The organism is Oceanobacillus locisalsi, from assembly GCF_042675985.1.
GTDB classification, from domain to species: domain Bacteria; phylum Bacillota; class Bacilli; order Bacillales; family Amphibacillaceae; genus Oceanobacillus; species Oceanobacillus locisalsi.
Map to the genome: position 1 here is coordinate 1 of NZ_JBHTKK010000035.1, position 21,249 is coordinate 21,249.

The 21,249-nt window shown below is 39.2% G+C and carries 16 protein-coding genes, 2 tRNA genes and 1 rRNA gene; 17 read left to right on the forward strand and 2 right to left on the reverse strand.

What is annotated here, in order from left to right; all coding sequences use genetic code 11:
- Positions 1-205: 205 nt before the first annotated feature.
- From rrf to ACFQ19_RS18850, 7 genes are all read left to right on the forward strand, one after another.
- Positions 206-321 (forward strand): 5S ribosomal RNA (gene rrf / locus ACFQ19_RS18820).
- A gap of 29 nt (positions 322-350) precedes the next feature.
- Positions 351-425, forward strand: a tRNA-Asn gene (locus ACFQ19_RS18825).
- A 3-nt stretch (positions 426-428) separates the two neighbouring features.
- Positions 429-501, forward strand: a tRNA-Thr gene (locus tag ACFQ19_RS18830).
- 551 nt (positions 502-1,052) lie between these two features.
- The gene (licT, locus tag ACFQ19_RS18835; RefSeq protein ID WP_379594237.1) at positions 1,053-1,892 is read left to right on the forward strand and encodes a BglG family transcription antiterminator LicT; all 840 of its coding nucleotides are present in this window, start codon (positions 1,053-1,055) and stop codon (positions 1,890-1,892) included.
- A 163-nt stretch (positions 1,893-2,055) separates the two neighbouring features.
- A complete protein-coding gene (locus tag ACFQ19_RS18840) occupies positions 2,056-3,981 on the forward strand; it encodes a beta-glucoside-specific PTS transporter subunit IIABC (RefSeq protein WP_379594238.1) in 1,926 nt (641 codons plus the stop codon).
- Between the two features lie 26 nt (positions 3,982-4,007).
- A complete protein-coding gene (ascB, locus tag ACFQ19_RS18845; RefSeq protein WP_379594239.1) occupies positions 4,008-5,444 on the forward strand; it encodes a 6-phospho-beta-glucosidase in 1,437 nt (478 codons plus the stop codon).
- A 15-nt stretch (positions 5,445-5,459) separates the two neighbouring features.
- Positions 5,460-6,899 (forward strand): glycoside hydrolase family 1 protein, encoded by a 1,440-nt coding sequence (locus ACFQ19_RS18850; protein ID WP_379594240.1) that lies wholly within the window; start codon positions 5,460-5,462, stop codon positions 6,897-6,899.
- Positions 6,900-6,995: 96 nt separating this feature from the next.
- On the opposite strand, the gene ACFQ19_RS18855 is transcribed toward ACFQ19_RS18850, so the two are convergent.
- The gene (locus tag ACFQ19_RS18855; protein ID WP_379594267.1) at positions 6,996-9,359 is read right to left on the reverse strand and encodes a glycoside hydrolase family 3 protein; all 2,364 of its coding nucleotides are present in this window, start codon (positions 9,357-9,359) and stop codon (positions 6,996-6,998) included.
- A gap of 382 nt (positions 9,360-9,741) precedes the next feature.
- Between ACFQ19_RS18855 and ACFQ19_RS18860 the strand changes: the two genes are divergently transcribed.
- The 5 genes from ACFQ19_RS18860 (at position 9,742) to ACFQ19_RS18880 (ending at position 14,852) form a co-directional block, all read left to right on the forward strand.
- Positions 9,742-12,402, forward strand: a complete 2,661-nt coding sequence (locus ACFQ19_RS18860) for a sigma 54-interacting transcriptional regulator (RefSeq protein WP_379594242.1) — start codon at positions 9,742-9,744, stop codon at positions 12,400-12,402.
- A gap of 191 nt (positions 12,403-12,593) precedes the next feature.
- Positions 12,594-12,845: a hypothetical protein gene (locus ACFQ19_RS18865; RefSeq protein WP_379594244.1), complete on the forward strand. Its 252-nt coding sequence runs from the start codon at positions 12,594-12,596 to the stop codon at positions 12,843-12,845.
- Entirely contained in the window at positions 12,835-13,152 is a 318-nt protein-coding gene (locus ACFQ19_RS18870) for a PTS sugar transporter subunit IIB (protein WP_379594245.1), read from the forward strand. The genes ACFQ19_RS18865 and ACFQ19_RS18870 overlap by 11 nt, the downstream gene beginning before the upstream one ends.
- 42 nt (positions 13,153-13,194) lie before the next feature.
- A complete protein-coding gene (locus tag ACFQ19_RS18875) occupies positions 13,195-14,502 on the forward strand; it encodes a PTS sugar transporter subunit IIC (RefSeq protein ID WP_379594246.1) in 1,308 nt (435 codons plus the stop codon).
- A 14-nt stretch (positions 14,503-14,516) separates the two neighbouring features.
- The gene (locus tag ACFQ19_RS18880) at positions 14,517-14,852 is read left to right on the forward strand and encodes a PTS lactose/cellobiose transporter subunit IIA (protein ID WP_379594247.1); all 336 of its coding nucleotides are present in this window, start codon (positions 14,517-14,519) and stop codon (positions 14,850-14,852) included.
- Between the two features lie 139 nt (positions 14,853-14,991).
- Here ACFQ19_RS18880 and ACFQ19_RS18885 read toward each other — a convergent pair whose 3' ends face one another.
- Positions 14,992-15,888, reverse strand: a complete 897-nt coding sequence (locus ACFQ19_RS18885; RefSeq protein WP_379594248.1) for a glycine betaine ABC transporter substrate-binding protein — start codon at positions 15,886-15,888, stop codon at positions 14,992-14,994.
- Positions 15,889-16,305: 417 nt separating this feature from the next.
- Between ACFQ19_RS18885 and ACFQ19_RS18890 the strand changes: the two genes are divergently transcribed.
- The 5 genes from ACFQ19_RS18890 to ACFQ19_RS18910 all read left to right on the forward strand — a co-directional run bounded on the left by ACFQ19_RS18890 (position 16,306) and on the right by ACFQ19_RS18910 (position 20,914).
- Positions 16,306-17,388, forward strand: coding sequence for an amidohydrolase family protein (locus tag ACFQ19_RS18890; RefSeq protein WP_379594249.1), 1,083 nt, complete (start codon positions 16,306-16,308; stop codon positions 17,386-17,388).
- Positions 17,385-17,744: a Rieske (2Fe-2S) protein gene (locus ACFQ19_RS18895; RefSeq protein ID WP_379594251.1), complete on the forward strand. Its 360-nt coding sequence runs from the start codon at positions 17,385-17,387 to the stop codon at positions 17,742-17,744. The genes ACFQ19_RS18890 and ACFQ19_RS18895 overlap by 4 nt, the downstream gene beginning before the upstream one ends.
- A 28-nt stretch (positions 17,745-17,772) precedes the next feature.
- Positions 17,773-19,236 (forward strand): betaine-aldehyde dehydrogenase, encoded by a 1,464-nt coding sequence (gene betB / locus ACFQ19_RS18900; RefSeq protein WP_379594253.1) that lies wholly within the window; start codon positions 17,773-17,775, stop codon positions 19,234-19,236.
- Between the two features lie 75 nt (positions 19,237-19,311).
- Entirely contained in the window at positions 19,312-19,662 is a 351-nt protein-coding gene (locus ACFQ19_RS18905) for a Rieske (2Fe-2S) protein (protein ID WP_379594254.1), read from the forward strand.
- A 4-nt stretch (positions 19,663-19,666) separates the two neighbouring features.
- Positions 19,667-20,914 (forward strand): NAD(P)/FAD-dependent oxidoreductase, encoded by a 1,248-nt coding sequence (locus ACFQ19_RS18910; RefSeq protein ID WP_379594255.1) that lies wholly within the window; start codon positions 19,667-19,669, stop codon positions 20,912-20,914.
- The last annotated feature ends 335 nt before the right edge of the window (positions 20,915-21,249 follow it).

Sequence of the window (21,249 nt, forward strand, 5' to 3'; positions counted from 1 at the left end):
ATGAGGTTGATAGGTCCGAGGTGGAAGCGTGGCGACACGTGCAGCTGACGGATACTAATCGATTGAGGACTTATCTAAGTTTTTTCATGTCGCCTTACGCTTATTTAGTTTTCAGGGTACAAACCCTATTTTAAAGCAATTGAAGGTGTTCGATTGAAATTATCTACGTTTCGCAGGTAATGTCGAATGGCTTATATTGTGTAAGTCTGGTAACGAGAGCGAAAAGGTCACACCTGTTCCCATGCCGAACACAGAAGTTAAGTTCTTCAGCGCCGATGGTAGTTGGGGGCTTCCCCCTGCGAGAGTAGGACGTTGCCAGGCTTATTTTTTTATCTGTATTTAATCTATATTCCACAGTAGCTCAGTGGTAGAGCTATCGGCTGTTAACCGATCGGTCGTAGGTTCGAATCCTACCTGTGGAGCCATTTGCTTCCATAGCTCAGTCGGTAGAGCACATCCATGGTAAGGATGGGGTCAGCGGTTCGAGTCCGCTTGGAAGCTTTTGACCTAGAGGGCTTAGCGTAAATCGCAAGCCTTTTTATTTTGGGAAAATATAACGAAAGTACCGAATGTTTTCAGGTTTTTGAACACATCGCTGCATTTTCGATAGATAAAGCATCCAAGTATATTGGTTGTTGCTGACACCTGTTCTTCTATTCCATTGTGATGTATAAATATATTCAAAAAGTTAGATGTAATCTTTGATTCGTGTTAATTAGAAGCCAAAAACTTTTTCTGAAAAATTTCTTAATAAATAATGAAACCGTTGACACAGTACAAAAGTTGTGATAAATTATGATTATGATATAAAAGTTAACTTTTCTTAAGGGATGTAACCTTAATTGGGCATAACCTGAGTTGATTTAAAAACGTGCTAAGTGCGTCTTTAAACAATTCAGGTTTTTTATTGCCATCCGGTATTTCATGCATGAATATTAAAAATCGGAAGAAATGAAAGTGCATCAAGAATAGTCCGAATGAAATCTTTGTTAAGGTAAAAGTAAAGTAAAGATTGATTTGTTTTAGTAAAATGCGAATCAGGTGTGGTTAAAATGAAAATAAAAAAAATCTTAAATAATAATGTTGCTATATCCCATAATGAGCGGAATCAGGAAATCATTGTCATGGGGCGGGGATTGGCTTTTCAAAAAAAGGAAGGATCTTCTATTGATCCGGCTAAGATTGAAAAGACTTTTATTCTAGAAAGTAAGGGAATATCCAATAAAATCGCAGAACTATTACAAGATATTCCAGAAGTCTATTTAGACTTGGCTTATAGAGTTATTGCATTAGCTAATGAGAAGCTCCCTTATAAATTAGATGACTATTTGTATGTAGCATTGATTGACCACCTGAGCTTTGCTGTTGAAAGATACGAGCGCGGAGTAGATTTGAAAAACGCCTTGTTTTGGGAAGTCCGCAAGTATTATAAACAGGAATTTCAAATTTCACAGGAGGCACTTGATATAATCAATCAAACGTTGGATATCGATTTGCCAGAAGATGAAGCCGCTTCCATCGCACTACACTTCGTCAATAGTCAGATATCTGGGGAAAATATGGCTGAGACAATTCAAGTAACCGAAATGGTAAATGATATATTAAATATTGTTAAATATTATTATCAGATGGACTTAGATGAAAGTTCCATTAATTATGAACGATTTTTAACACACTTACGCTTTTTTGCCATGCGTTTTGTTCGCAAAGAAAAAACAGAAAGTAATTATGATGAATTTTTATATGATCAAATCAAAATCAAATACAATAAAGCATTTCGTTGTGCAGAACGCATTGCTGCATATATTGAAAACGATTATGATTGGACCATCTCGCATGATGAACTATTATATTTAACATTGCATATTTATCGTTTAACAAGTCGAGACTAAGTAATTTACTGAAAGAAACCTAAGAAAGTCCAAAAAACATAAATAAATGGGAATGTAACCTATTGGGCATAACCCGAATGATTTTGAAAAACACGTTCTTTTTGTGTTTTATAAAAATCATTCGGGTTTTTATTTTCAAAATACAAAAATGGGAGGGTATAAGATGAAATATGAACAATTAGCCAAAGACATTATTGAAAATGTTGGTGGAAAAGAAAATGTGAAGAGTGTTGTTCATTGTGTTACTCGTCTTCGTTTTAAATTGAAAGATGAAAGTAAAGCAAATACAGAGGTTCTGGAAAATATGGAGGGTGTTGTAACTGTCAGGCAAAGTGGCGGTCAATATCAAGTAGTAATAGGGAATCATGTGCCTGATGTATATAAAGCTGTTGTAACTGAAGGAGGATTTGAAGCAAGAAAAGAAGTGGATGCTGAAGATGAAGAAGATAAAGGAAGTTTATTCGATCGTTTTATAGAAATGATTTCTGGGATTTTTACTCCGATATTATCAGTATTAGTAGCTTCCGGTATGATTAAGGGGTTTAATGCCTTATTTATTGCAGTTGGATGGCTGGATGAGCAGGGTGGAACATATCAAATTTTGAATGCAATAGGAGACGGACTCTTCTACTTCCTACCTATATTTTTAGGTTATACGGCTATGAAGAAGTTCGGCGGAACACCATTTTTAGGTATGGTGATAGCGAGTGCTTTGGTTTATCCGGCTCTTGAAGGAATTCCTGAAGCAGGAGAGCCTTTATACACACTATTTGCAGGAACAGTATTTGAATCACCAGTTTACATTGAATTTTTTGGTATTCCAGTTATTTTAATGACTTATTCCATGTCTGTTATACCGATTATTGTATCAACATTTTTTGCTGCAAAACTGGAAAATGCTCTTTCAAAAGTTATTCCGAATGTTATAAAAACATTTGTAGCTCCAATGTTCACAATCCTAATTATTATTCCATTAACGTTTATTATAATTGGACCAATTGCAACTTGGGCAAGTCAGTTAATTGGAGAAGGAACAGTCGGGCTGTATGATTTAAGTCCAACAATTGCAGGGGCAATAATGGGCGGCTTATGGCTAGTATTTGTTATGTTTGGGTTGCATTGGGGTATCATTCCGATTGGCTTTAATAATATTGCTGTCCAGGGCGTAGATCCGATATTAGCTCTGATGTTTGTACATTCATTTGCGTTAGCAGGAGCAATCTTAGCAGTTTTAATGAAAACAAGAAATCAAAAAACGAAAACACTTAGTCCGCCAGCGATTATATCTTCTTTATTTGGTGTGACTGAACCTGGCATGTATGGTATTGCATTGCCGTTGAAGAGGCCATTTATTTTTACACTTATTTCATCTGCAATTGGAGGGGGAATACTGGGCTTTATTGGTACACAAGGCTATATAATGGGCGGTCTAGGTATCTTTCAAATCCCTAGTTTTATTGGTCCGGATGGGATAGATATGTCAGTGATTGGTGCTCTTATTGCTGCTGCTTTAGGGTTAATTCTAGCATTTGTTTTAACTTATTTCTTCGGCGGCATTAACAATCAAGAGAACACAACAGCAACAGAAGAATCTACTCAACCAGCTGAAGAAGCTGTTGAATCAAAGGTGGAAAATGAAGTGATAGAAAGCCCTTTAAATGGAGAGGTGAAAAGCTTGGCGGGCATTTCTGACTCTGCTTTTGCTTCTGGAGCACTAGGAAAAGGTATTGCAATCGAACCTACTGAAGGAAAATTAATTTCACCTGTTTCAGGAACAGTTTCTGCTTTATTTGGAACCCATCATGCGATTGGAATTGAAACAGAACATGGTGCAGAACTATTGATTCATATTGGAATGGATACGGTTCAATTAGATGGAGAATTTTTCATACCTCATGTTGCTCAAGGGGATAAAGTAGAAAAAGGTAAATTGCTCATTGAGTTTGATATCGAAGCTATTGAAAAGGCTGGATATGAAGTTATTACCCCCGTAGTAATAACAAATCATGATAAGTATAAAGTTATAGAAACTGAAACACAAGGGAATATTCAGATTGGGAACCCACTAATAAGTCTAGAAAAAAAGTAACTTTAATATAAAAGGAGTGTGTTAAAATGACGCGACAATTTCCTGATGGATTTTTATGGGGCGGTGCAATTGCTGCTAATCAAACAGAAGGTGCTTATTTAGAAGATGGCAAAGGATTAACGATTGTAGATTTATTGCCTACAGGTGAAAAGCGATTTGAAATAATGAAAGGAAAGGTTGATTCTCTAACACCAGTGGATGGAGAATATTATCCTTCCCATAAAGCAATAGACTTTTACCACCGTTATCAAGAAGATATTGCATTGTTTGCCGAGATGGGTTTTCAAGCATTAAGAGTTTCTATTTCCTGGGCGCGTATTTTCCCAAACGGGGATGACGAAACGCCGAATGAAGCAGGACTGAAATTTTATGATAATTTATTTGATGAATTACGTAAATATAACATCGAACCTGTGGTGACCATAGCTCACTTTGATGTGCCTGTTCATTTAATTAAGGAGTTTGGTAGTTGGAGAAACCGTAAATTGGTTGATCTTTTTGAAAGGTATGCTAAAACAATTTTTAAACGATATAAAGATAAAGTAAAATATTGGATGACCTTTAATGAGATCAATATGTTATTGCATTTGCCGTTTGTCGGAGCTGGACTTGTGTTTAAAGAAGGTGAAAACGAAACACAAATAAAGTATCAGGCTGCACATCATCAACTGGTAGCAAGCGCACGTGCTGTTAAAGCATGTCATGAAATTATTCCGGATGCAATGATTGGCTGTATGCTGGCAGCAGGAACCACATATCCATATACATCCAATCCAGATGATGTTTTCAAAGCTATGGATCGAGATCGAGAGTCATTTTTCTTTATCGATGTTCAAGCACGTGGTGAATATCCTGGCTATGCCAAGCGCTTCTTCAAGGAAAACAATTTGACAATTGATATGGAAGAAGATGATGAGGAATTATTGAAAAAGCATACCGTTGATTATATCGGGTTTAGCTATTATTCGAGCAGAGCAACAAGTACTGATTCAGAAGTGTTGAAGAATCAAACAAGTGGAAACGTGTTTGACTCTGTTGATAACCCTTATCTGAAAACCTCAGAATGGGGATGGACGATTGATCCAAAAGGCTTCCGTATAACGGCAAATCAGCTATATGATCGATATCAAAAGCCTTTGTTTGTTGTTGAAAATGGATTAGGTGCAGTCGATGAAATAAATGCAGACGGAACAATTGATGATGATTACCGAATTGATTATCTAAGAAAGCATATTGCTGAAATGAGCGAAGCAATTGAAGACGGTGTAGACATCATTGGATATACAAGCTGGGGACCGATTGACATCGTTAGTGCGTCTACAGGTGAAATGAAAAAACGTTATGGTTATATCTATGTAGATAGGGATAATGAAGGAAATGGTTCTCTAAAACGTAGAAAAAAGAAAAGTTTTTATTGGTACAAAAAAGTCATTGAGACAAAGGGCATTAATTTAGAAAAATAAGGAGGTACGGTCATTATGACAGAAACAACAATATTTCCAGAAGGATTTTTATGGGGAGGGGCTACTGCTGCAAACCAAATAGAAGGCGGTTTTAATGAAGGTAATAAAGGTTTAAATATTGCCGATGTACTTCCGGGGGGAAAGGAAAGGCTCGAAGTATTAAATAAACCAGGATTCAATTGGGAAATTGATAAAGAAAAATATCGCTATCCGAATCATTTAGGTATTGATTTTTATCACCGTTATAGAGAAGATATTGCTCTTTTTGCAGAAATGGGATTTAAAACTTATCGCATGTCCATCGCATGGTCTAGAATTTTTCCTGACGGAGATGAACATGAACCAAATGAAGAAGGATTAGCATTTTATGATCGTGTGTTTGACGAGCTGGCTAAATATGATATTGAACCAGTTGTTACATTATCTCACTATGAAATGCCATTAAACTTAGTGAAAAAATACGGTGGCTGGAGAAGCCGTGAAGTCGTAACATTTTTTGAAAGGTATGTGAATGTTGTTCTTAATCGGTATAAAGATAAAGTGAAGTATTGGTTAACATTTAACGAGATAAATAGTGGGGTAATGATGCCAATTATGGGGCTTGGTTTTGCTGTTCAAAAAGAAGAAGACAAGTATCAACCAACATTCCAATCTTTTCACCATCAATTTGTAGCAAGTGCGCTTGCTGTTAAAGCTGCACATCAAATTATTCCGGAGTCTCAAGTTGGATGCATGTTAATTTATGCCCCTGTTTATGCTTATGATTCAAATCCTGAAAATGTTATGTATGCACTTGAAGAAAGTCGTTTCTTTAATAATTTCTGTGGGGATGTTCAAGTTCGCGGGAAATATCCTGCTTTTATTAATCGTTATTTCAAGGAACATGATATTAACATTGAAATGGAAGATGGAGATTTAGAACTTATAGAACAAGGAACCGTTGACTTTATTTCTTTAAGTTATTATATGTCTCGTACAGAAAGAAAAGAAAAGACAGCAGATGAAATTGGTCAAGGAAATATGGTAGGTGGCGTTAAAAATCCATTTCTTAAAGCAAGTGACTGGGGTTGGGAGATTGATCCAATGGGGCTTCGTATTGCGTTAAATGAACTTTATGGTCGTTATGAAGTACCATTATTCGTTGTAGAAAATGGTTTAGGCGCTTATGATAAAATCGAAGAAGATGGTAGTATTAATGATGATTATCGAATTGAATATTTAAGAGAACATATTGATGCAATAGGCAAGGCGATTGAAGATGGTGTCGAAGTGATGGGGTATACTCCTTGGGGATGTATAGACCTTGTAAGTGCGTCAACTGGTCAAATGTCTAAACGTTATGGTTTTATCTACGTTGACTTGAATGATGAAGGGAACGGGACATTAGAAAGAAAAAGGAAAAAATCCTTTTATTGGTATCAACATATTATTAAAACAAATGGGGGAGAGTTATAAGAAGGTGCTGTCGCAAATCCTTATTATGCATTTGCGACAGCTCTTTTTTGAATGCGTTCTTGCTCAATGAACAACCTGTTCACAAAGATATGTCATTTACGTGTTTTTTCTACGTTTAATAATTAGAAATACCCCTCCTAAAAGAAGTAAAAGCAATCCGAATACCAAATAAATATTCATAGAAGTAGCTGTCTCAGGAAGTTCATTACTGGACGCTCCATCAAATTCGTATCTTTCAGTTCTCTCATCCTGGATAACACCATCCCAATTTAGACCAAATGCGAAATCGTAAGTGTTTCTTTCTGAATCTACATAAGCTATCATATCATGAGCTACATCTTCGTATTGTTCTTCTACCGTTTTCATATTCGCTGGCATTTGGAATGGAAGTAATCCGGAAGGCTCTTCCTCACCTGATAACATTTCTAATACTGCTTGATCCTGTACGCCGAAATTTACCAATATAGCATCTACTTGATCCTCAAATTCAGCTAGCACGGATGGGTTGTTCATAGAAATGGAAGCTATTACTGGTTTATCACCCATTTTTTCTTTCGTTTCAAGTACCAGATCAAGGTCTTTGGTGTTGGATGCAGTTACAGTCTTATCTTTGTAAGATCTGTTAGCAGAATCTTCTGTTGGATGCCCTCCAGCAATACTTTCTTCTCTGGCATGTTCAGCTATATACTCTCCGTATTGCAATGTAATTGGAAAATAGCCGTTTCCTCCATTTTCAACGTCTTCAGACGAATAACCAAGTCCGCCATCCGGTCCTTCTATTCCTACTAAAGCAAAATCTGCTTCATCTGGATTAGTGGTTGTATTAAAATATTCTTCAACAATATCAAGGTTGAGAGGGGACGCCCATTCTCCTTCCGGTGTTTCATCATCTCCTCCAAAGCTGCTTTCTTCAGGAGGAAACCACCTTTCCGGAACGTAGGCCGTCAGTTTTTCATTATCTTCTGATTGAAGTGGCAATACGTTATCTTTATTTTTTAACATTACAATGGATTGAAGTTGTGCTTCAAATCCTGCTTCCATATAATCAGGGTTACCGACAGTTTCCGCTGTTTCTTGTACATTTAAATAAGGATTTTCAAATAAACCAGTTTGAAAAACGTTCTTTAATAAACGAACGGCAGATTCCTCGAAACGGTTGCGCATAAATTCTTCCCCATGTTCCTCTATCCCAAGTTGATACGCTTCCAAAATACCATCTGCTTCATCTACTCCGCCAAATTGATCGACGCCATTAATTAGGACCTTATAGAACCTTTCTGGGTCAGAAAGTTCTTCCACTCCCCATGATTTACCGCCTGCAAATTGTTCTATATCTTCATTTGGATCCCCAATAATTCCCCAATCCGTCGTGACAACCCCATCATAATCATATTTATCTCTAAGAAGGTCTTGAATAATATATTCGCTATAGGCGTTACCAACGTTTTCACCATATTCCTGATCTTGGTTCCAAGGGATGGTGTAATAAGGCATTATGGCAGAGACGGAGTCTGTCCCTCCTTCTAAGTTAAATGCACCATTTAAAAAAGGGAGAAGATGTTCATCAAAGTTATCTCCTGGATAAACAGCATATTTTCCAAAAGCGTAGTGCGCGTCTCGGCCTGCTTCACCTGTTCCACCGCCAGGCCAATGTTTAGCCATTGTATTGACACTCGTATATCCCCATCCTTCAGCTATTTCATCTTGCTGAGTAGATGTCTGAAAGCCGTCTCCATAAGCTTTTGCCATATCAGCTGCTAAATCAGCGTTTTCTCCGAATGTTCCCGGAAATCGATACCATCGTGGATCTGTTGCTATATCGATTTGTGGAGATAAAGCAGTAGCAATTCCGAGCGCACGATATTCTTCCGCAGCAATATGCCCAAATTGTTCTACGATGTCCGGATTGAATGTTGCAGCTAAGCCGATTGCCTCTGGCCACATAGATATATCTCCATCAGCACCGGCATTAAATTCTGCGCTGGCGTCTGTACTATGTCTAGGATCAGAACTGTTGTTTAACGGAATACCTAAGCCTAAGCCTTCAGCCAATGTCTGTGCTTGATTATTCCATTGGGCAGCTGTTTCTGGGCTTTCTACATTGGTTATCAATACATGACGAAGATTATCATTTGTTATATAGCTAGTCTGTTCGTCTGTCAGCTCAGCAGAATCAATACTTTGATGGGAGCTATATAGCATAAGTCCTGCAATTTCTTCTATGGACATTTTAGATGCAAGATCCGCTGCTCTTTCTTCTGTAGATAATCTCCAATCTTCGTAGTCATCTAATTCACCATTCTGATTCAGGTCTTTAAATTGGTTTGCTCCTTCTTGAATAATCTCTACACCAGATGTAGAAGAATATCCAAGTACAGGTCCATTTTCTTGTTCAATAAATTCTATTTCGCCAGCATTTTCTTCGGTTGTGTTTGTGTCTGCTAGAGCCGGACTTTGCATGGATAAAAAAAGAATAAAGATGGAAAAACAACTTAGCAACTGTTTACCACGTTTTTGCATTTCTTTCACTCCTCATAGGTTCAATTTTTTCTTGCAAAGCGTTAATCTTTCCAAATAATTCCTAAGCAGATGACGGATACATTTTCAATACGATTATGATTGCGCTTTCATTTTAAAACAATCTCCTTTCTGTTTTGTTACATTTAATATTGCAAATTTTATGCCATTTATTATAGACGTTGATATAACAACATTTCATTGAAAACTAGACAAATGTGTGCAAATCACATGCACAAATTAGATATATGTATTTTTGGTTCACTGCTGTTATGATAGAGTTAGAGGGAATAACAATAAAAATATACAAATGAGGTTCATACTTATGAGTCGAATAACAGATATCTATCATTACTTAAGCCAATTGGAAGAAGAAGCAGCTTCTGCCGTAGAAATAGGAGAGCAATTGAATATTGACCGTTCTACAGCAAGTCGCTATTTAAACGACTTGGTGAAAAGGAATGAAGCAATCAAAATACCGGGGAAACCAGTACGCTATGCTTTAAAAGCATCTGATTCCTCAGAGAGTGAACAAATGGGTCTAATCGGATCGGAAGAAGCGCTTCGTCCTATATTAGAAACTGGCATGGCAGCGTTTTCTTATCCGTCCCGTCCTTTACCGATTCTCTTTACTGGAGAAACCGGGACCGGTAAATCCTATTTAGCTGAAAAACTTTCCCAGCTGGCGATTGAGCAATCGAATACGATGGATAATAATTCCTTTGTATCATTTAATTGTGCGGATTATGCTCAGAATCCAGAGTTACTAATCGGTCAGATTTTTGGAATTAAAAAGGGTGCTTTTACAGGTGCTGATGAAGATAAAAGAGGATTGGTCGATATGGCGCATAAAGGGATTCTTTTCCTGGATGAGATTCACCGTCTGCCTCCATCCGGCCAAGAAATGCTGTTTTATCTTATGGATAAAGGAACGTATCATCGTTTAGGAGATGCGACACATGAGCGGACTGCGGAAGTAGCAATTATTGGTGCTACAACAGAAAATCCGGATGATGTCCTGCTTCCAACATTGCTGCGGCGCTTTTCTATCAAATTAAATATTCCACCATTGCGGGAAAGAACGTATAAAGAAAGAGAAAAGCTGATTGATTCTTTTCTTCGGGAAGAAGCAGCTAAAATGAATGCAACACTTTCTATCGAAAGAGATTGCCGTGAAGCTTTCCTCACTTATGATTGCCCTGGGAATATAGGGCAATTGAAGAGCGATATTCAAATTGCCTGTGCACATGCTTATTACCGCTATTTGAATAATGATAATGAGCATGTGGTTATTCAACTGGAAGATTTTCTTAATTATGATGAAAATCATACCGAGAATCAAAAGAAAAAAGTACCGCTCGATATTGATCACGATGCAGGAAAGGCTTCCGCCAATGTTCCAAATATTTATCAGCATTTTGATTCTACCAACAAAAATGCGAAAAAATCGACTCAAGTATTAGAAAAGGTCGTAATGGATTATATATCAGAATTAAACCAAAAATACAGACATCTTCAAAATCAAAGAGAAAGCTGGAATCAATTAATCGATAAGGACCTTTTTGATGCCCTTCAATATGCAGGGGATGCGTTAAAAGAAACATTCGATTTTCCAATACCTAAAAGGCAACTTTTTATACTTGGTTTACATCTGCAGAATTTTCGAAATCACCTCCGAAACGATGTAAAGAAAGCTCCAATTCCGGTTGTAGTCCACCCGAATGCTACATACCGGCAAGCTGCTAATCAGATTGCCTATTATTTAAAGGAACAAATTGGAATGGCCTTACCTGCTGAAGAAGTTGAATTAATGACGCATTTTATAACTCCGGAGAATGACACAGTCGAGACCATGATGAATGATCAAGAAATAGCTGTTTTACTTGTGATGCACGGAAAGTCAACCGCTTCTTCCATGGCGGAAGTAATCAATTATCTGCTGGGAAACCATGTTATCCATGCAATTGATATGCCGCTGCATGTTACTGCCGAAGAAACGTATGAACAAGTGAAAACGCGTATTCAGCAATTTGAAACAACATTTGAAAATATAGAAGGGGTCTTACTTCTGGTAGATATTGGGTCACTTATTACCATGGGAGACGCGATAAAAAATGATGTCAATGTTCCCTTAAAAACCATCTCAAGTGTGAACTTATCTATGGTGATGGAAGCTGGAAGACAATCACTGGTATCTGAACAGACATTGTCTGGTATCTACGAAGATACCAAAGAAGCCATGCTGAAGTTTGTCAAAGAAGAAGAGGAAACGAAACATGTACAGAAAAAGCGTCTTATCGCCACAGTTTGTTTTACCGGAGAAGGTGCGGCACAGTTATTGGAAGATTGGATAAAAAAACAAATTTCACAATCAGATCAAGACGTGTTGATACGTTCTGTCCGCGTGGATCCCTCAACCAATGATACTTCTGTTTTACATGAATTGCAGGATTATTATGAAGTTATTGCTGTTATAGGAACTGTTCCGGTATCAATAGAAGGAGTTCCATATATACCTGCATGGGAATTGCTGCAAGAAGAAGGGGTTTCCAGAATGCACCGGCTGTTGGAAATCACAAGAAAATCAATGGTGGACTCAATGGAAAACAGTGCAGTGGAAAGAGAGGAAATCTATTATCTAATTATGGACGGCTTGCTGGAAATTACTACTTATGGAAATCCAAAATCCATCGCAAATATTTTACAAGCCAGTATTCCGCCGATACGTGACTATTACCAATGGGACTCGGGAAGAGAGTTAGGTATGTGGATGCATATTGGGGGCCTAGTCGACCGCTTAATTGCCAGTCGTATTCAAAGCAATCAGGACAAGTTGATGTTTTCTTTTCCTTGGGAAGATCAAGAAATAGTCCCTACAAAAAAAGAAACATCCATCTGGGAAACTTTTTATCAAAAATTAGAAAAAGAACTTCATCTTACAGTTCCCGAACATATCAAAAAAGAACTTGTGAAGTTATCTCGTTAAAAGTGTGCATGATGAATGCACACTTTTTCTATGAGAAATTCTTTAAAAATGAAATATCTATCTGTGAGGCTTTTGTGTTCCTTTTAGACTGTGTTGGCATACTTTTTGCATGTAATAAAGTGAAGGCTATAAAAAAGTGGTAAATGCGACTAGCAAAAGAGAGCTTTGAGCAGAAAAAAGGAGGGGGTTTCTTGAAAAAATTTCTTTTTACGTATGCAGCTGTTTTATCGACAATTTGGATTGGGTATGGCGTTTATGCACTTATTACTAACCAGCCTTCAGCAGGAGTAATTCTTGGATTCGGAATTGCTTTCTCGTTATGTCTATTTATTGCCAGCTGGTTCTCAAGTTGGATTATGCGTCATTATAAGAGAATAGATAGCATGGCAAAAACAATGTTTACAAAAAATAAAAAATTAAGAGGTGTTAAAGATGGCAAATAACAAACTAAAAATTATTATTCTTTGCAGTTGGGGAGCTACTTCCAGTCAATTAGCGAAAAAAGTGGAAGAGGCAGCAGAGAAACGAGAAATAGAAGTAGAAGTGTATCCAGGCGGAACTGGGGAATTCAAGCAAAAAGCAAGTGAATATGACGTTGCTTTATTAGAACCACAAGTACGTCATTTGAAAAAAGAAGTAACAAAAATAGGCGAGCAATATGATGTGCCCGTAGAATTAGTCGATCAACGTGCGTTTGCGTTAATGGATGGAGATAAGGTGCTGGATCAAGCGCTGGGAATGAAAAAATAAGGCGCTGAAACGGAATGATATACAAGTGAGGAGGAATACGCAATGAAGCTCGAACAATGGCTTGAAGATCATCTCATGGGACCATTGGGAAAAATAGCGCAGAATACGTATCTGCAATCTATCCGTGATGCATTCGTTATTTTTGCGTTGCCTGTTATCATTACAGGCGCAATTTTCCTTATCATTGCTAACCCGCCTGATACGATCGAGTGGGGGGTTGTGCAGGCGTGGGTAAATGCGGTTGAACCCATTCAGGCGGAACTTCTTTTCCCATTTAATCTGACCTTTGGGTTAATGGCATTGACAGTTGCGTTTGGTATTGGTTACAGTCTTGGTAATCGCCGGGATGTGGACGCAGTGATGGCAGGGATGCTATCTATGCTGGCGTTCTTTATGACTGCATTCCCGGTTACGGATATCGAACAGGTAGCATTTGGAGATATTCTACAATATTTAGGCGGTCAAGGTTTGTTTGTTGCCATTATATTGGGAATTCTCACGACAGAAGCCATGCGATTTTTAATTAAAAAAGGAGTTACTTTCGAAATGCCTGCGGGGGTTCCACCATATGTGATGCGAACCTTCCGAGTGATTATTCCATTTATGATTATTTTACCAATTGTATGGATTATTTCTTGGATTGTCTGGGCTAATTTCGGCATTACAATACCTCAAGCTGTATTAGATATATTCAGCCCGCTGGTAACAGTATCTAATTCTTATTGGGCAACACTTGGAATGATTCTGTTAATGCTTATTTTATGGGCAATGGGAATTCACGGAATGAACGTCGTATCTTCCGTTGTATATCCTTTTTGGATGACAAATCTGGCAAATAACGCCGAAGCAGTAAGTCAAGGAACGGAAGCAACAGGTATCGTTACAGAACCTTTCTTCCACATGTTTACGCATCTTGGCGGCTCAGGAGCAACGATTGGTTTAGCTGTCTTCCTTTTATTTGCGGCATCCAAACAATTGAAACAAGTCGGGAAAACGGTTTTTATACCTTCCTTGTTTAATATCAATGAACCTCTCATTTTTGGGGTGCCGATTGTACTGAACCCTATATTAATTATTCCATTTGTGCTGGGACCAGTTGTTATTGTAACGATTAACTATATCCTTTTTGCAACAGGTATTTTACCTCCTGTTATTGTGCAGCCGCCATTCACGGTTCCAATTTTCTTTGGAGGATTTATCGCAACAGGTGGTTCCTGGTTAGCAGGTGTCGTACAAATTGTTAATGCGATTATTGCAGCACTGATTTACTATCCTTTCTTCCGTAAATATGACAGACAGTTGTTGAGCGAAGAAGAAAATAGTAATGAAAATGAAGCGGAAACTAATTAACGAGGAGAGAGAATATGAACTACGAAGAAATTATGTCACAACTTATCTTGCATGGAGGAAATGCGCGTGGTGCAGCATATGAGGCACTGGATGAAGCGCAATCTTTCCAATTTGACGAGGCTGAAAAACTGCTGGAAGAAGCAGACCAAGAATTTGTAAAAGGGCATCAGTATCAGACAAAACTTATTCAAAATCAGGATGACCAGGCGAAACCAAGTTTTTTAATGATTCATGCGCAGGATCATCTCATGACAGCACAGGCAGAACTGCAGTTAATCAAACGTATGATTGAACAATTAAGAACAACAGAAAACCTGGAAAAAAGAATTGAAAAACTGGAGCAGTCCTAGGATTTGTACTGTCTCTTTAAAAGGTTACACCCTGATTTCGGTTTATTAACCGGAATCAGGGTGCTTTTGTTTTTGCCTGGCGTATAACAGTAACAAGCTTGCCCATGACATGTGAAGGACAGGCTTTCTAACGCATGTATTAATTTGTTGGTAAATCATCAATACTATCTATATCCATATATTCTGGAACAACAAATCCTTGTTGCGCACCTTCCAAATTTGGACCCAAGTCGACGATTTCATCTTTGTACTCTTCATAATAGGAAGCTGCTCCCACAGGAAGCCAAGCAATTAACATGCCATCCACATCGCCATTGGAAAGCGCTTCAAATGCAATTCCCATATCTACAGCAGTCAATGTGACATCGTAGCCTAATTGTTCAAGTAGAATCGCAACGACATTGGTTGATGAGACCTCTGTATCCCAATTCACATAGGCTAGTTCAATTTCTTCATTTTCGACGGGCTCCACATCTTCCATCCACGTGTCAACTTCATCCTGATTGTTTTCGATCCATTCGGAAGCGGCCTCGTGTGGTTCTACATCATCATCTCTAAAATTTGCCATAACTTCATTCATGTCTTCTATTTCCCAGTAAAAGTTATCTAATAATTGGTAAGCGGAAGTCTGTTCATCCTCAAGACCTTCTCTGACCATTGTATGTATATTTTCGGATTCACCTAGTGTTTCTTGCGGATCCTCTAAAAATTTTAAGTCAAATTCTCGAAACGACCAGTGTGGTTCCCAGAGCGTGACGACAATTGGTTCCTCATTTTCTATCGCTCCTTGCAATTCCGCTAACATGGCTGCTTCTGAACTTTCAATTAGGTCGACATCCAAGTCGTAGCCTTCAATTGCATTTTCAGCGATATCCATTGTTCCTGATCCCGGCTCGATCCCGACAATCTCCTCGATGTCAGCTACATCATTGTTTTCTTCTGCGACATTACTACTTGATTCTTCTTGGCATCCCATTAAAAGTAATACAGTACTAATACTAACGAGGATAATCCATTTCTTTGATAGTAAAATCATTATCACCCTTCCTGAAAAAGTTCTTTAATCTTATGCGGTACCACCATTTGTCGATTAACAAGTAGGATATACCAGAAAAAAGAATCGTTCAACCTCGATATAAGACGTTCTCCGTCGATTTCATGCATTAAGCTTGCTCAGAGAAGCTCAGTGACGTTCAGTGAAAGAAATACGAACCGATTTGATTTAGGAAATGAATCGAGAGCCAGCATGTATGCAAAAATATTTTCTCATACAATTTTGGAGATATTGGCTCACTGAACGTCACTGAGGCTCACTGAGCTTCACTGAAGCCACTCAATTTATGAAATCGGGTTTGCCAGTAATCAGAAGCTTTTGTAGACTGTGTATTAATTCATGCGCATGAATATACCAATTTCATCTGATGATTACTTAGGAAATATGAGGAGTGATTATATGCCAAAGAAGCAACAGAAGCGTCGTATTATCGACACAGATGTTCATGAACGAGTGATGTATTCGGATCTTCTCCCTTACTTGGATAATCCATGGAGACGATATATAGAAGATAACCACTGGATGCAGGAAAAACATATGCCGTATACACAGCCAACGGTAGCAGGTGTTGACCGCGCAGATGCCGTAACACCGGACGGAGGAGCGGCAGGAACGGATTTGGCGTTTATGCAAGAACAATTACTTGATGCGGAAGGGCATGAATACGCTATTTTAAGCGGAGCCTTAGATCCTTCTCCCTCATCCATGCACGGCTGGTATGAAATGGGGGCTGCTTTAGCAACCGCTTACAATGATTGGCAAATTGAAAATTGGCTGGAAAAGGACAGCCGCTTATATGGTTCGGTTCATATTGCAGCACAGGATCCGCAACAAGCGGTTCGTGAGATAGAACGGGTAGGTTCGCATCCCAAAATGGTGCAAGTATTACTGCCGATTGATACGCGCTCGTGGGGAGACCCTTACTATCATCCGATTTATGAAGCGGCTCAGCGCCATCAATTATCCATTGGTATGCATCATAATGAGCCGCCTACGCATTTCGGAGGATGGCCGCGTTATTTTATTGAGTGGCATACCATGTTGCCAACGGCGCATATGATTGAAGTTTCCAACATGGTGTTTAATGGTGTTTTTGATAAATTCCCAGATTTGCATCTTATCATGATTGAGGGCGGGTTTACGCATGTACCGCATCTTATGAAAAAGATGGACCAGCAGTACAAGGAACTTCGTCATGAAATCCCATGGGTAAAACGAATGCCTAGCCGTATTATTCAGGACCATGTTCGTTTTACCACGCAACCCGTGGAAGAATTAAATCAGAAAGAATTTATGCAGTACGTCGATCAAATGGGATCGGAGGAGATGATTTGTTTTGCCACCGATTACCCACATTGGGATTATGATTCCCCCTTAGAGGCACTCCCGAAACTAGATGAGACGTTGGAGGAGAAGATTTATTCCGAAAATGCACGGGCTGCTCTGCCTAAATTACCGAGACGGACAGGAGGTGTGGAATGATGAGAGAAGTTGTGTGTCATAAAGAAGAAATTGATCCGGGTAAAATGAAAAGTGCTTCGTTAGGAAAAATCCCAATTGTTGTTTGCCGTACCAAAGACGGAGAATTTTATGCATTTGTCAATAGGTGTCTGCATCAGGGCGCACCACTTTCAGAAGGCGTTTTATGTGGTGATACCAAACGTACGGATATTCATGGAAACTATGAATACATTAAAGATGGTGAAATCCTCCGTTGCCCGTGGCATGCGCTTGAATATGACATAAAAAATGATGGTGCTATGCTTGCTGAACCTGACAAAAAATTACGTAGTTTCCAAGTTTCCATTGAAGATGATCAAGTGGTCGTATATAAATAAGATTTGGAAAGATATATGAGGTGAGCGTATGAAAAAAATGTTTATCAACGGCGAATGGTTGGAAGCTAGTTCTGGAGAAACAAGAGAAATTATAAATCCTTATAATCAAGAAGTTATTGCCACGGTCACAGAAGGTAATGAACAGGATGCTCGATTTGCGATTGCAGCTGCCCGGGAGGCTTTTGATAACAAGGAGTGGGCTTTTATCCCGGCTTCTGAACGCAGTAAGTTTGTTCATAGTATTGCAGATTTAATTAAACGTGATCATGCACAATTGGCTGAATTGGAATCACTCGACACAGGGAAAACTGTAGAAGAAAGCCGTGGAGATATGGATGATATTGCAGGCGTTTTTCGTTACTTTGCTGAAATAGCTGATAAGGACGGCGGCGATATCATTGATTCTCCCATTCCACATTCAACCAGCAGGGTGGTGCATGAACCTGTCGGTGTCTGCGGTCAGATAACACCATGGAACTACCCGTTGTTGCAGGCATCATGGAAATTGGCACCGGCACTTGCAGCGGGTAATACACTTGTCATGAAGCCAAGTGAAATTACGCCGCTTACGTCGGTAAAGATTTTCGAATTAATGGAAGAAGCCGGGATTCCGGCAGGTGTCGTCAACTTGGTACTCGGATCTGGTAATACCGTTGGTGCTGAGCTTGCGGCAAATGATAATGTTGATTTGATTTCATTTACGGGCGGCATTGAAACAGGCAAGAAGATTATGCAGGCAGCAAGTTCCAATGTGAAAAATTTGGCACTGGAACTTGGCGGGAAAAACCCGAATATTGTTTTTGCTGATGCTGATTTTGACACAGCTGTTGATCAGGCGATGAACGCGGTATTTTTCCATGCTGGGCAAATTTGTTCAGCAGGGACGCGGCTCATTGTGGAAGAAAGCATACATGATGATTTTGTTCATGCACTTGTAAAGCGTGTAAGTAATATAAAACTTGGCAGTGGTTTTGACCCCTCAACGCAAATGGGGCCGCTGATTTCAGCGGAACATGTAACTAAAGTGTGTCATTATGTGGAAACCGGTAAGCAGGAAGGTGCAACCGTAGCAGTTGGCGGCGGCCGTCCCGAAGATCCACACCTGCAAGATGGATTTTTCTATCTGCCAACGGTATTGACCAATTGTACGACGAATATGCGTGTCGTGCAGGATGAAGGATTTGGTCCGGTTATTACGGTGGAAAAATTCCAAGATGAAGAAGATGCTATCCGTCTTGCTAATGATTCGATTTATGGACTTTCCGGAGGCATCTTTACAAATGATATCGCTAAAGCGGAGCGTTGTGTGAGGAAAATGCGAATGGGTACGGTCTGGATTAATGACGTGAACTTGTACTTCCCGCATGCGCCATGGGGAGGATATAAACAGTCTGGAATCGGGCGTGAACTTGGCAAAACAGGGCTGGAAGAATACCAAGAAACCAAACATGTTTTTCAAAATCTGAAACCGGAGCCAGTTCATTGGTTTTAATCAATAGGAAGCTGCTTTTTGATAACAACCTAAACAACATAAATGACATAGAAACGAAAGTCAGGAGTGATTACGATGCCACATTCTAAAGGGGAGAGTCCTATTTTAGATGATTCTTATATGTATGTGTGCTCTAGTACAGAGCTTGAAGATGATGATCTAATGGAATGTGAAACGGAGTCGGATACGATTGTAATTGGTCGTGTAGAAGGAAAGGTTTACGCTGTGGATGGAATATGTTCACATGCACATGCTGAATTGGTCGATGGGGAGTTGGAAGGAACCTGTCTAACATGTCCGTTGCACTTTGCATGTTTTGATATTCGTGACGGCTCTGTATTGGAAGGACCAGCAGAAAATCCACTGAATGTTTACGAAGCGGTTGAATATGATGGATCAGTGTGGGTTAGTTGTGAAAGGAGGTGATGGGATGCCTCACGTCAATACAACCATTATTATTGGAGCTGGTATTGCTGGTGTGCATGCCGCGGAGAGTTTACGAAATGAAGGCTATCAGGGGCAGATTATGCTGATGGATCGTGACAGTCAAATGCCTTATGATCGTCCGCCGTTGTCCAAGGAATGGATGAAGGAGGAGAGTGATAATGCAAATATTTTATTACGGAATCCTGCCATTTATGAAAAGTTGGATATTGATTTGAAGTTAGGGGTTGAGGTAACCGGAATCGATTCTCAGCGTAAAACCCTTGATACGAAAGATGGTTCTTCTTATGAATGGGAGAAGATCATCCTTGCGACTGGAACAAGTTTGCGAACATTGGCACTAGTGGGAGATGATTTGAGAGGCATCTTTTATTTACGAAAGATGGATGATGCCGTAGCTATTAGAGACCATATGCAACATGTGAAGCAGGCCGTTATTATTGGAGCTGGTTTTATCGGTGCTGAACTTGCCTCCACTTTGAGTGAAATGGGGATTGACGTTACGATTGTAGAAAGGTCTTCTTATCCGATGGAGAATATTGTAGGCCGGCAAGCATCAGCGTATTTTCTTGATTTGCACAAACGTCATGGGGTTCAAGTGATTACAGAAGACGCTGTTACGCAGTTTCATGGCGAAGGAAAAGTGGAAGAAGCAATAACAGCAGAAGGGAGGCGGATTCCTTGTCAGGCTGTTATGATAGGTGTAGGAGTAATCCCTAATACAGAAGTGTCGGTTTCGCAATTAGAAATAGACCAAGGCTATGTTGTTAATGCATATGGCGAGACATCCGTATCTGATATCTATGCAGCTGGAGATTGTACATCATGGCCATACCAGGGTGCTTCTATTCATATTGAACATTGGGATCATGCTGTCAATCATGCCAAGACAGTTGCAAAAAATATAATACATCCGCAATCGGCGCCTTATACGTACACGCCGTATTTCTGGTCGGATCAATACCATGTTCGGTTTCAATATTTTGGTCACGCAAAAGAGTGGTCTAAAACCGTATTACGAGGATCGGCAGAAACGGACGCATTCACTATTTTTTATCTGGATGCTCAGGACATCGTTCAGGCTGCATTTCTTGCCAACCAGCCGAAGCATGCTTTACCCGCAAGGCGGTTGATTCAGCAACAGAAGCCGATAGATACGCAAGCATTGGCAGATGTAAATATAGCTTTAAAAAAAGTGCCTCGTTTACAGGGTGAATCAAATACAAGTGTGTGACTTATTTGTTAGTGACTGGAAAATGGGACGTGTGCTTTCATGTATACTTCCGTAATAGAAGCATCAAATCAATCTGTTCTAATATATGGAATAGAATGATTTGATGCTTCTGTTTTTACTGCATTCTTAAATTTTGTCGGGGGGCATGTAAGTAACAGACGCCTTATCTGTCACAACAATATTGTAACGTCAGCAGGCATTTCTCCGGCCCGGCGAGTGGGTTAGTAGATTTAAGAAAAACTTCTTGGAAAATGGCTATTGTTTTTATTTTCATAGAAACGTATATTAGAATAACACTAATAACATAGAGAGTTATTTTTATAGGCAATTAGAAA

Excerpts from the sequence above, each read along its gene's own strand:
- ACFQ19_RS18870 (WP_379594245.1), top strand. The coding sequence starts at position 12,835 with ATGGCAAATAACAAACTAAAAATTATTATTCTTTGCAGTTGGGGAGCT.
- ACFQ19_RS18860 (WP_379594242.1), top strand. The coding sequence starts at position 9,742 with ATGAGTCGAATAACAGATATCTATCATTACTTAAGCCAATTGGAAGAA.
- ACFQ19_RS18885 (WP_379594248.1), bottom strand. The coding sequence starts at position 15,888 with ATGATTTTACTATCAAAGAAATGGATTATCCTCGTTAGTATTAGTACT.
- betB (WP_379594253.1), top strand. The coding sequence starts at position 17,773 with ATGAAAAAAATGTTTATCAACGGCGAATGGTTGGAAGCTAGTTCTGGA.
- ACFQ19_RS18910 (WP_379594255.1), top strand. The coding sequence starts at position 19,667 with ATGCCTCACGTCAATACAACCATTATTATTGGAGCTGGTATTGCTGGT.
- ACFQ19_RS18840 (WP_379594238.1), top strand. The coding sequence starts at position 2,056 with ATGAAATATGAACAATTAGCCAAAGACATTATTGAAAATGTTGGTGGA.
- ACFQ19_RS18850 (WP_379594240.1), top strand. The coding sequence starts at position 5,460 with ATGACAGAAACAACAATATTTCCAGAAGGATTTTTATGGGGAGGGGCT.
- ACFQ19_RS18905 (WP_379594254.1), top strand. The coding sequence starts at position 19,312 with ATGCCACATTCTAAAGGGGAGAGTCCTATTTTAGATGATTCTTATATG.
- ACFQ19_RS18880 (WP_379594247.1), top strand. The coding sequence starts at position 14,517 with ATGAACTACGAAGAAATTATGTCACAACTTATCTTGCATGGAGGAAAT.
- ACFQ19_RS18875 (WP_379594246.1), top strand. The coding sequence starts at position 13,195 with ATGAAGCTCGAACAATGGCTTGAAGATCATCTCATGGGACCATTGGGA.
- ascB (WP_379594239.1), top strand. The coding sequence starts at position 4,008 with ATGACGCGACAATTTCCTGATGGATTTTTATGGGGCGGTGCAATTGCT.
- ACFQ19_RS18855 (WP_379594267.1), bottom strand. The coding sequence starts at position 9,359 with ATGCAAAGTCCGGCTCTAGCAGACACAAACACAACCGAAGAAAATGCT.
- ACFQ19_RS18890 (WP_379594249.1), top strand. The coding sequence starts at position 16,306 with ATGCCAAAGAAGCAACAGAAGCGTCGTATTATCGACACAGATGTTCAT.
- licT (WP_379594237.1), top strand. The coding sequence starts at position 1,053 with ATGAAAATAAAAAAAATCTTAAATAATAATGTTGCTATATCCCATAAT.
- ACFQ19_RS18895 (WP_379594251.1), top strand. The coding sequence starts at position 17,385 with ATGATGAGAGAAGTTGTGTGTCATAAAGAAGAAATTGATCCGGGTAAA.